This is a genomic window from Microvirga sp. KLBC 81 (assembly GCF_003075415.1).
GTDB lineage: Bacteria > Pseudomonadota > Alphaproteobacteria > Rhizobiales > Beijerinckiaceae > Microvirga.
On sequence record NZ_QDAH01000124.1, the window covers coordinates 1 to 10,340 of the forward strand.

Below are 10,340 nucleotides of genomic sequence, written 5' to 3' on the forward strand. Positions count from 1 at the left end.
GGTAGTCTCGGTCATGACGTATCGCTCTTCTTGAAGAGGTTCTGGCAGGCTCGACACCCGCCTCGATACGTCGCCCTTCTCACACCGTCATCACCCAGATTCCGAAATAACTCCCGGTGTTTTGCCATGGGACCCAAGCCAACGCTGCCGAGCTCTGGCGATCTGTATCGCAGCCGTCTCGATCAGATCCTCGATCAGCGCCATGAGCTCTTTGGCTCACAGCTGAATCCATTTGGTCTTTAGGTTCTCGTATTTCTCCAAGGCATGCAACGAACGATCCGAACCATTGCCTGATTGCCGGACACCGCCAAGGGGTGCTGTGATATCCGCTCCCGAGTAGCAATTGATGTGTACAACGCCCGACTTTATTCTGTTGGACACTCGGTGCGCCTTCGACAGATCGCGCGTCCATAGAACCGAAGAGAGGCCAAACACCGTTTCGTTCGCGATTGCGATTGCTTCTTCCTCGGTGTCGAACGACCGCGCAACAAGAACGGGCCCGAAAATCTCTTGCTGAACAACATCCATCTCGGTGGCCACATCGGTCAGGATTGTAGGTTCATGATAGAAGCCGCCGCTTTCGGCATGGAGCTGGTTGCCGCCATGGTATACAGTGGCACCCTGTTCGGCGGCGCGAGCAATCGCGACCCTAGTTTTTGCAAGTTGAGCGGCATTGGCCAGCGCCCCTGTTGTGAAGGCCAATGACAGCGGGTCGCCGATCCGCATGGCGGTAGCCTCAGCCCGCACAGCCTCCATGAAATCCTTATATACGGATCGTTCGACCGCTAGACGCGAAGCTGCCGCGCAAACCTGACCATTATTGCGAAAGATCGATGCTGCCGTCTCTCTTGCCGCACGCTTGAGATTTGGCGCATCGGCGAAGACCAGATTTGGAGATTTGCCGCCAAGCTCCAAATAGACGCGTTTCAGATTCGAGCGCGCAGAATACTCCAGCAGCCGACGTCCGACGCCCCCTGAGCCAGTGAAGCCAAGTACATCAACATCCATGTGCAATCCGAGCGTCTCGCCCACGATGGCGCCACGTCCGTTCACCGCATTCAGTACGCCAGGCGGGATGCCCGCCTCTGCTGCGAGCTCTATCACCCGCAATATCGAAAGGCTCGCTTCCTCGGAAGGCTTTACGACGACACTATTTCCAGCGGCCAGGGCAGGTGCCAGCTTCCAGCTTCCGATCATTAGCGGAAAGTTCCATGGGATGATCACGCCCACCACGCCCACCGCCTCTCGGTGGATAAGTGAGAGAATGTCATGGCGCGTCGGGGTGATCTCGCCATTTCGCTTGTCGATGGCTTCGGCATAGAACCGGATAGTGTCTGCAGCGGACTGCGGTTCTCCCTTTAGAGCCATACGAATATCGGTGCCGTTGTCACGGACCCCAAGCACCGCGATCTCTAGCGCATGCCTATCGATCAGATCCGCCCATTTGAGCATAATCCTTTTTCGTTCCCGCGGAGCCATACCCGACCAACAGCCTGTTTCGAAGCTGCGCCGCGCTGCGGCAACCGCCCGGTTCATGTCTTCTGCGTCTGACGCGGCGAGAACCGTCAACTGGGTTCCATCAATTGGACTGATCACCGGCATTACTTCGCCGCTCGCCGCAGAAACCGCCTTGTTGTTGATGAAATTCAGACCGACTGGCGCGGGCGACGCCCGCAGCAAATCAATGGTAGATTGTTCAAGGCTCATCCGTCTTATTCCACTCTGACTGGCTTAAGGGCGCCGATGCAGGTCCCGCTGCATCAATCCGACACACCCCGCCGGCGATTGTGCAATTACCGCGCCGCAAGCCAAAATGAACCTTGCGGCCGGCTTCATGGACAAGGATGGTAAGCTGCTTTATCGCTGAACGGTGCCTTCGCGAAGCGGCGGTTGTAGTCGTCCATGAACCTGGACAGGAATGCGGTGGCAGCCTCAATCGACGAGATCCCGTCCAGGCACAGCTCCTTGACCAGCCGGTCCTGCAGGGTGCCGTTGGCGCGTTCCACCCGTCCCTTGGTTTGGGGCGAGTTGGCGCAGACCAGCAGAGTGCACTGTGGTCCGCGCTCCTCGAACCACCAGTGCTGCGAGCCATCACTCTGGACGAGCTCGCCGAAGCAACCGCGCCGCGCGCGCGGCTGATGCACGGGTTTGAGCCGCTGCCGGCGATCCTGCCAGAGGCCCTCGGCCAGCATCCAGCGCCGGACCGTCTCGACACCCAACCTGATCCCGTGCCGTTGGGCCAGCTTCTCACAGGCCAGTATCGGGCCGAAATCGGCATAGTTGGCTTTGATGAGCGCCAGCGCCTCGCTGCGCACGGCCGCCGGATAGCAGCGGTTGCTGGGTTTGCCGCGACAGGTGGATACCAGGGCTTTGGGGCCATGAGACCGGGAGGCCTCGAGGAGGCGGAAGACCTGACGGCGGGTGAGCCGCAGCAGTTGGGCAGCCTCATTGACGGTGATGCGGTCTGCCGTCACGTCGCGCAGAACATGCATCCGGTCGATCTCGGGACGGCTCATGGCAAGGACCACCATAGAAACGAAGCTCTCTGCTGCAAACGACGCCGGGAGGAGGTGACATTTGTAACGGGGAGAGCGGTGACATCTCTATCGAGGGATTGCGGTGTGCAAATTGAATTCAACCGGTCGTCACAACACTCTGAGGTCGGGGGTTGCGACGAGCGGTCGGAAGCGGCGATAGGCACGGCCTGGAGGAGCACCATTACCGTCGCCAAGCCGACCGCCGGTGGCGGGGTGAGATGAACAGTATAGGTTCTGGCGGGCTTATGTACGCTGTGTCTCGGGGGCGACCGCTTTGGGTGCCAGATGATCCCAGCAATCGGTTTGCCTCGGTACTCAACGTCGTGTCGGGGTCATTGGGAATCGGAACCGAGAGCACCCTGCAGGCCCCGCATCGTAGCGGCAACAATCCTCATCTCAGAATTTCCACGCGTTGGACTGCGCACTCGAGGCGGATAACGCAAGCGCTCCGCCAACTCTCAAAGCGGCTGCCAGCGCCGATCACCGCGGGGAGACCGAGTTCGCGTGCTCTAATTGACATATGTGAGTTCTCCCCACCGTATTTCGTGACGAAGCCTTTGATCTCGCGCGTGAATACCCAATCGAAGCCCGGATCCGCATTCTCGATAAACAGGATGCCATCCTTCAAGGAGACGTCATCTACACCTGTGACGAGGCCTTCGACTGTGTTTCCGGTGATGAAGCAGGGACGCGATTCGACGACATGAAAGCCGAAGATGTCTTTTGGGGAACACAGAACGTCCGGCAGGCGTAGATGCCTAGTCGTTTCCCAGGCCCTCCGATTTCGCCTGGCCACGGCCCGCAAGAAGGATGAAAGGTCCTTGCGCATTTCCACAGTGAGGGCAATCTCTGGTAACGTGAGAAAGGACAACTCCTCTCGGTTAAGGCCGAGGTCGGCTCCGATCAGCGCAAGCTGCTCCAAGGCGTCAGAAACAAGCCAGCTGAATGCATGTTTGACGCGTTCGCGGGCCTGAATCGCATTCATTGCGAACGCTTCGAATTCCGGCCAACCGAAGGCGTAGCCAGTTTGATCGAACTCCAGACAAACGCGGGAGATCTGAGCAGGTGACAGAACTGGAGCAGCCGCCCGCGTCTCTGTCGGGTTTCCCCTGACAGAGCGATTCATCCAGTCGAAGTATTGACCGTGTGGGTCGTCGTATCGCGGAACGGTGATCTCATATGTGCCGGGGCGAATATGTCCATGTAGCTTGAGGAATGCTGCAGGCTCGAGTACGGCAAAATCATGAACCAGTTGGGCGCCAACCGCATCGGAGGCACACACAATGGCGTCAAGAAACCCTTGAGGAACCAATTGTTCAGCCTCCAATGACTTCAGAATGTCTGTCGCGACGAAGGCTGCCCTCGCGACCTCCGCGAACAGCACCGTACCGTGCACACGAGCCTTCTCGATCAACGACAATACGTCGAGTAACCCGCGGCCCGCATTCTGCTTTACCTGCCCTGCGGCGGACCCTAACCTTTCGACCCCCTCCGCAGCGCGGTCAAAAAGGGCGCCTCCGCTGACAATGCGGTTTGTGAGGATTCCGAGAGCGTCGAGATACGAGGCCCATTCATCGTCTGAAAGGCTAGAAAACTGCTGACGCCACTGACCGTCCCTCATTCTGGGCTTGAGGCAGGTCGGCACGACACGAAATTCGATCTTGTCATGGAGTTCTGGTTCTTGATTCAGTTTTCGTTGTGCTTCGGCGATGACCTTTTGGGCAACGGGTTCTGGCACCGTGGCAGGTATAAAAGACGCCACGCTCGCGGATACGCTAACATACGGAGTCCCACCGATCATATGCACAAGGGGAATCGATCGGAGGTCTCGGTATCCGAACTTTTCCCGAGCGGTCGCCCAGGCGGTGTCACTCAGCAAGTGCCGGTAGAGCGAAGCGGCCAGCGGCCTTGGCTTCGTGCCAATCAACTCGGCCGGATTCAAATCCGGCATAACTCCAAGGGCGTGTCCGATGAGGCCTTGGCCGTCGTTAAACCTGTTGACGTCCTCGATCGAAGCTTTGACGCGATTAAGAGATCGCAGAAGGCCATCAATTTGATCGCCCCAGGTCCCATCCTTTATCCCTCGCGTAGTGATTGGCCGCACCTGAAAGACGACAACCGTACCCTCATTTGTGATCGCGAACTCGATATCGACCTCTTTGGCACCGACAATATTGACCACTTCGTCGATCGCCGGCGGCAAACCGCGGAGCGGCTTCGGAACATCGTGCCCTGGCACAAAGATGTACGTGCGTGTCCCGTTTTTCCCGGAAGTAACACCCGTGGTGTCACCGCTCTCATCGTAGCTGACAATGCAATAGGGCAGGCCCGAGGCTGGGTCGCAGGTCATGACCACGCCACTTAGCGCAACATCTTGAGCCATCGGCTGAATGAACACCTCGTCCGCGGGCGCCGGATCACCGTAAGAGGAGAATACGTCGTCTATAGCCTGGTTCAGCTGTTCGTCCGTGTGTAGACCCAAAACTGAAAGGTACTTCCCGGCTTGCGATTGTTCCGACCCATCCTCCGAAGCTGCGCTTGACCGAACGATCAGCGGTTCAGACGCCCCAATAGCCATTCTGATTCTTTTGGTCGATCCAGTGCCTTCTCGGCGCCACTGTTCATACGTCAAACAATAACCTGGGAAGACCCTAAAATGTGAAGCAGCAGCACGAAGAGCCAATAACGTCTTTGCTTTTGTAGAACGAACGGCTTCTGCCATAATGTTCATTGGTCGACTTTCTCCATTCAAGGCAATGCTCTCGGTTTTATTGGGGCTTTCCGTCGGGACCGAAGAATGGCTGACTATGAAAACTTGACCGCACAGAGATCGGCCCTTCGTTTCGAGCTGTCCCATTACGGCGGCAGCTAGACTGAGCTTGGCCGACATCATCTTGAAGGGACGCCAAGCGTTCCAGCCACCTAGTTCGTGTAGCAGCCAGCTCCGCCTTTGGTACGTTCGGCGATTAACGCACGTCCGAACTCGACCAAGCCCGCGAACACGGAATCCTGTGGATCGTCCAGCGGCAACTTGGCGCTCGCCTGCACGAACACGCCGTAGGGCTAAGCCTTCCAATCGTGGACCTGCAGACTACTTGCACGCGGTGTCTCCTCGAAATGTGCGGTGCCCGTCAATGCCAGGCGCCAGTAGCGGCCGCTGACGATGGTGAACAAATCCGTGACCTTCTTCTGCACCGGGAGGTCCCGCTGTAGTTTGGCCTGATCCCTGACAGACAGCAATGTGCGAACATTATGCATTACCTGCGCGACGCGTTGCGGACACCTAGAGCAACGTGCAACATGCGTGCCAAAAGGAAAAACTCATTTCGATACGAGGCAATCGATTGGCCGCATTTCCGACATTTGTCGCGCCTCAGACAATGCCAGGGGTTTTGTCGCAATTCTTGGTAAGGCGGTTGAGCCATGTGAAGAAATTCAATTGGAATCGACTGCTGCGTTCCCTCTGGCATGGCTCTTGCTTTTCCAGCTGTGCCATTACACGCCAACGGAGCCGTTTGATGTCTATAGGTAACAATCTCACCTGGGCTAAACCGATAGTCCCATTCCTTATAGACGAGAAGGTCCGTGGTCTCCATAATGGAATGTAAGACTGTCCCCTCAATTGATGAAGCTAAGGGGCAGGCCGAGAGCCTGGTGATTACAAAGCTCTCATCAAACGAGAACCCGTTTGGTCCTTCGCCCAAGGCAGTTGCCGCCGCACAATCGGCAGTCCGCTCGGCGAGCCGCTATCCGGAACGCACGGACAGCAAGCTTTGCGACACTCTGGCAGCCTTTCACCGCCGGGGCCTCGCAACAGCCCATTTTTTCTCGGCAAACGGTGGTGTTGAGGTCCTGTCGCTCGTCGAGGATGCGCTTATCCACCCCGGCCAGCGGGCAATCATTTGCCCGCCGTGCTTTGGAGGATATTCGCAATCGCTATCCAACAAGCGATGTGAGATAGACAAGGTCCCACTTGTCGGATCCGGCTTCGACCTCGACGTGGATGCGATCTTGTGCGCGGTCACCGAGGAAACCCGGTTGGTATATCTGTCCAATCCGAACAACCCGACTGGAACGTGGTTTGGCGGAAATCCACTGAAGGAAGTTCTCGACCGGCTGCCTGAACACGTCACGGTGATCTACGACGAAGTATACTATCAATTCGCTACCGAAGAGGGCCTTCCTGACGCCATCCGTCACGTCCTCGATGGTCGGAACATCGTGATCGTTCACAGCTTCTCCAAGGCTTACGGTCTGGCGGGCATGCGCCTCGGTTATGGCATTGCGCCCCAGCGGACAGCACAGAAGGTGCAAAAGCTGAAGCGCAGTTTCCACCTGAGCAACCCAGGTATGGAAGCGGCTATGGCTGCTCTGGAAGATACCAGTCACTTGCAGCGTACCGTCGAAAACAATCATGTCGAACGGCGTCGCCTCTTGGAAAGGCTGTCCGAGTTGAGTCTGGAGGTGACACCAAGCCAGGCTAACTTCGTTATGTTCCGCTGTCCCGAAGGCTACGACGCTGAGGAACTGACAACGGTGTTGGCCAAGCGTGGCGTGATGGTGCGACCTGCATTCTATCTGCCGCACCATATCCGGGTCACAATCGGTACACCGGACGACAATACGCGCCTACTCACGTCGCTCGCACAATTCTGTAGGGTTGAGGGATGATGAGAACTATGACGGGCGGTGAGGCAGCCGTTCTTTCGCTGCACAATCTCGGAATAAAGACAATATTCGGCCTGCCTGGCGTGCAGAACGATTGGCTCTATAACGCATTGTACGATCATCGCGACAAGTTTCGCGTCATCCACGCACGACACGAGCAGGGCGCGGCCTATATGGGACTCGGCCACGCGCTGGCGAGCGATTTGCCAACAGTCTTCAACGTCGTTCCAGGGCCCGGCCTTCTCAATGCCACGGCGGCGATGTCGACGGCATACGCGCTTAACGCGAAGCTGATGTGCTTGACTGGACAGATCAACTCGACCGCCATCGGCAAGGATTGGGGCGAATTGCACGAGATCAATGATCAGCTTTTGATCCTACGTTCGCTGACTAAATGGGCGGACAGAGCGGACACCCCGTCGGAGATTCCTGTCCTGATTGGCGAAGCCTTTCGCCAGATGCTCTCCGGGCGGCCGCGGCCAGTTGGACTTGAAATTCCGATGGACGTGCTTGCGGGCAAGGCCCCGGCGAATCCGCAATTCAACATGCCTCCCTGCTATGAACCGCCTCTCGACGAAGATGCGATCGAAGAGGCGGCCAAGCTGCTTGGCGGCTCAGTTTCCCCACTGATCTTTGTCGGGAGCGGTGCGCAAGGCGCGAGTGCTCTTGTTCGTCAGTTGGCCGAGACCTTGCAGGCGCCCGTCGTCGCATACCGCACTGGCATGGGCGTCGTGGATGCCCGAAGCTATCTCTCGCTTCACCAGCCGGCCGCCAAGGAGCTTTGGAAAAGGACTGATGTGGTGCTGGCAATCGGCAGCAATATGCGGGTTCCCGCGAGGAAATGGATTCAGACCTACAGGCCCGACATCATCCGCATCGACGTCGACCCGACCAGCCACCGCAAGTTCTTCACACCGGAATGTGAAATCACGGCGCGCGCGGAGCAGGCCTTGCCGCTTCTGCTGAGAAGGCTCGAAAACCACAACACAGTCCGCCCTTCGCGGGAGGCTGAATTGTTGGAGATTAAAGCCGACTGGGCAAGACGTTCCGCAGTTCTGGAGCCGCAGCTCAGCTATCTCAAGGTCATCCGCGATGAAATTGGCGAACATGGCATCTTTGTCGACGAGTTAACCCAGGTCGGCTTTGCCAGCCGTATCGTTTATCCGGTATATAACCCTCGCACCTACATATCGACCGGTTACCAGGGAACGCTCGGCTATGGCTTTCCGACGGCGCTTGGGGTGAAGGTGGCAAAGCCGGACGTTCCTGTGGTCTCTGTCACCGGCGACGGCGGATTCATGTTTTCCGTGCAGGAACTCGCCTCCGCCATTCAACACAAGATTCCGTTGATCGTCCTGCTTTTCAATAACAACCGCTTCGGCAATGTCCAGCAGATGCAGATCAACCATTACGGTGGGAGGGTCATCGCTACCGATCTGCAGAACCCCGATTTCTGCCGCATGTCGGAAAGCTTCGGCGCGCAGGCGATCCGAACTGTATCGCCTGAAGAAGTACGGTTCGCGCTGCGCCGGGCGATTGCGACGACGAAGGTGCCGACCGTCATTGAAGTCACCGTCGGCGATATGCCGAGTGTTGACCAGTTCCGTTGAGGTGGGCGGCATAAGCGACGGTTACATCATACCGACCGAAGATCCGATTGGCACCAGTTTCCGGTGCTCTGTCGCGAATTCTCGATGAGAGCAGAAAGAGGGCTATTCTAAAAGGAGGCTTTACGCAGCCAGTCTGTTGAACTGCTCGACGAGAGATAGCGGCTGGTTGCAGGCATACGTCGCCTGCTGTTTGCGCATCATGTGCACCATTTCGATGCCGCCCAGGATCGCGCGAGCGCTGTTGGACTTGAACCCCTCATCGGGCGAACCCGCCGCTTGATGGCCCGATGATCCTGCTCGATCCGATTATTGAGATAGGCGCTTTGGCGGATATGAATGGGCTTCAGATCACGCCGCGTTCTGTCTTGGAGCCGGTCTGTTGTGTCGCACGACAGGATAGCCTCTCGATTAGTCTGGCTTCCGTCGATGACGATCCTCTCTGGCCGTCCGTGCCGCTTGAGCGCGTTGCGCAGGAACCGTTTGGCGGCAGTGAGATTGCGCCTCTCGCTGAACCAGAACTCAACGGTGTCGCCATTGTTGTCGATGGCGCGGTACAAGTACAATGGGGTGGACGCCCCTCCGGCAGCGCCTAGCTGCCAAGGTTGTAGCATTCGCAACCATAACCAAGAGGATCGTCCATGCAGACGCTTGATATCATCGGCATCGATCTGGCGAAGAATGTGTTTCAACTCCACGGCGCAAGCAAAACCGGCGCTGTGCTCTTTCAAAAGAAGCTGTCGCGGGGCAAGCTCCTGATGTTTCTTGCCTCTCAACCAACCTGCACGGTCGCGATGGAAGCCTGTGCGAGTGCCCACTTCTGGGGGCGCCAGATCAGCACCTTGGGTCATACGGTGAGACTGATCGCTCCCAACTATGTGAAGCCCTTCGTCATACGGCAGAAGAACGATGCCGCCGACGCCCAGGCCATTTGCGAGGCCGCTCACCGGCCCACCATGCGCTTTGTCGCGGTCAAGAGTGAGGAGAAGCAGGCCTCCACCATGGTGTTCAAGGCCAGAGACCTTTTGGTGCGCCAAAGAAACCAGATCATCAACGCCCTGCGCGGGCATCTCACCGAATTCGGTATTATCGCACCCCAAGGGCCCAGACACATCCACATGCTCATCGCCGCGGTTGAGGATCCGGCTACGGACCTTCCTGAGGCCGCGCGATCCGTCTGCCGGATGCTCATCACGACGTTAAGTGAGTTCAACCAGAAGATCGGTGAGCTGGACCGGGAGATCACGCAGCGGGCGCGGCAGGATGAGGAGATCCGACGCCTGATGACGATCCCTGGCGTTGGTCCGATCACAGCAACAGCTCTGGAAGCCCTGGCTCCTGCGGCCGAGACTTTCGACAAGGGTCGGGATTTTGCGGCCTGGATGGGCCTTACACCCAAGCAGAATTCATCCGGTGGGAAGCCACGGTTAGGCAAAACGTCGAAGATGGGACAGCGCGACCTGCGCCGCCTGCTCATCATCGGCGCCACAGCAGTAGTTCGATGGGCGACCAGACATGGCACGGCTCC

6 protein-coding genes and 1 pseudogene are annotated in these 10,340 nt (G+C 57.7%); 3 read left to right on the forward strand and 4 right to left on the reverse strand.

The genetic code is table 11. The features are described from left to right. Nucleotides 1-216: 216 nt before the first annotated feature. The 3 genes from DC522_RS30775 to DC522_RS30785 all read right to left on the reverse strand — a co-directional run bounded on the left by DC522_RS30775 (nt 217) and on the right by DC522_RS30785 (nt 5,268). Nucleotides 217-1,707 carry an aldehyde dehydrogenase family protein gene (locus tag DC522_RS30775; protein ID WP_116532289.1) on the reverse strand — a complete coding sequence of 497 codons (1,491 nt, stop codon included), beginning with the start codon at nt 1,705-1,707 and terminating at the stop codon, nt 217-219. A gap of 125 nt (nt 1,708-1,832) precedes the next feature. Next, complete coding sequence (locus DC522_RS30780; RefSeq protein WP_205769847.1) at nt 1,833-2,516, reverse strand: helix-turn-helix domain-containing protein; 684 nt, start codon at nt 2,514-2,516, stop codon at nt 1,833-1,835. Between the two features lie 412 nt (nt 2,517-2,928). After that, nucleotides 2,929-5,268 carry a PEP/pyruvate-binding domain-containing protein gene (locus tag DC522_RS30785; RefSeq protein WP_116532290.1) on the reverse strand — a complete coding sequence of 780 codons (2,340 nt, stop codon included), beginning with the start codon at nt 5,266-5,268 and terminating at the stop codon, nt 2,929-2,931. Between the two features lie 923 nt (nt 5,269-6,191). Here DC522_RS30785 and DC522_RS30795 point away from each other — a divergent pair. Both DC522_RS30795 and DC522_RS30800 read left to right on the forward strand, forming a co-directional pair. Continuing rightward, on the forward strand, nt 6,192-7,208 hold the full coding sequence (locus DC522_RS30795) for a histidinol-phosphate transaminase (RefSeq protein WP_245444701.1): 1,017 nt from the start codon (nt 6,192-6,194) through the stop codon (nt 7,206-7,208). 8 nt (nt 7,209-7,216) lie between these two features. Further along, a complete protein-coding gene (locus DC522_RS30800; RefSeq protein ID WP_245444702.1) occupies nt 7,217-8,815 on the forward strand; it encodes a thiamine pyrophosphate-dependent enzyme in 1,599 nt (532 codons plus the stop codon). A 120-nt stretch (nt 8,816-8,935) separates the two neighbouring features. Here DC522_RS30800 and DC522_RS30805 read toward each other — a convergent pair. Next, nucleotides 8,936-9,378, reverse strand: a pseudogene (locus DC522_RS30805) (transposase); the annotation flags it as partial. Between the two features lie 75 nt (nt 9,379-9,453). On the opposite strand from DC522_RS30805, the gene DC522_RS30810 reads away from it, so the two are divergent. Continuing rightward, a partial coding sequence (locus tag DC522_RS30810; RefSeq protein WP_116532294.1) for an IS110 family transposase occupies nt 9,454-10,340 on the forward strand: 887 nt, incomplete at its 3' end.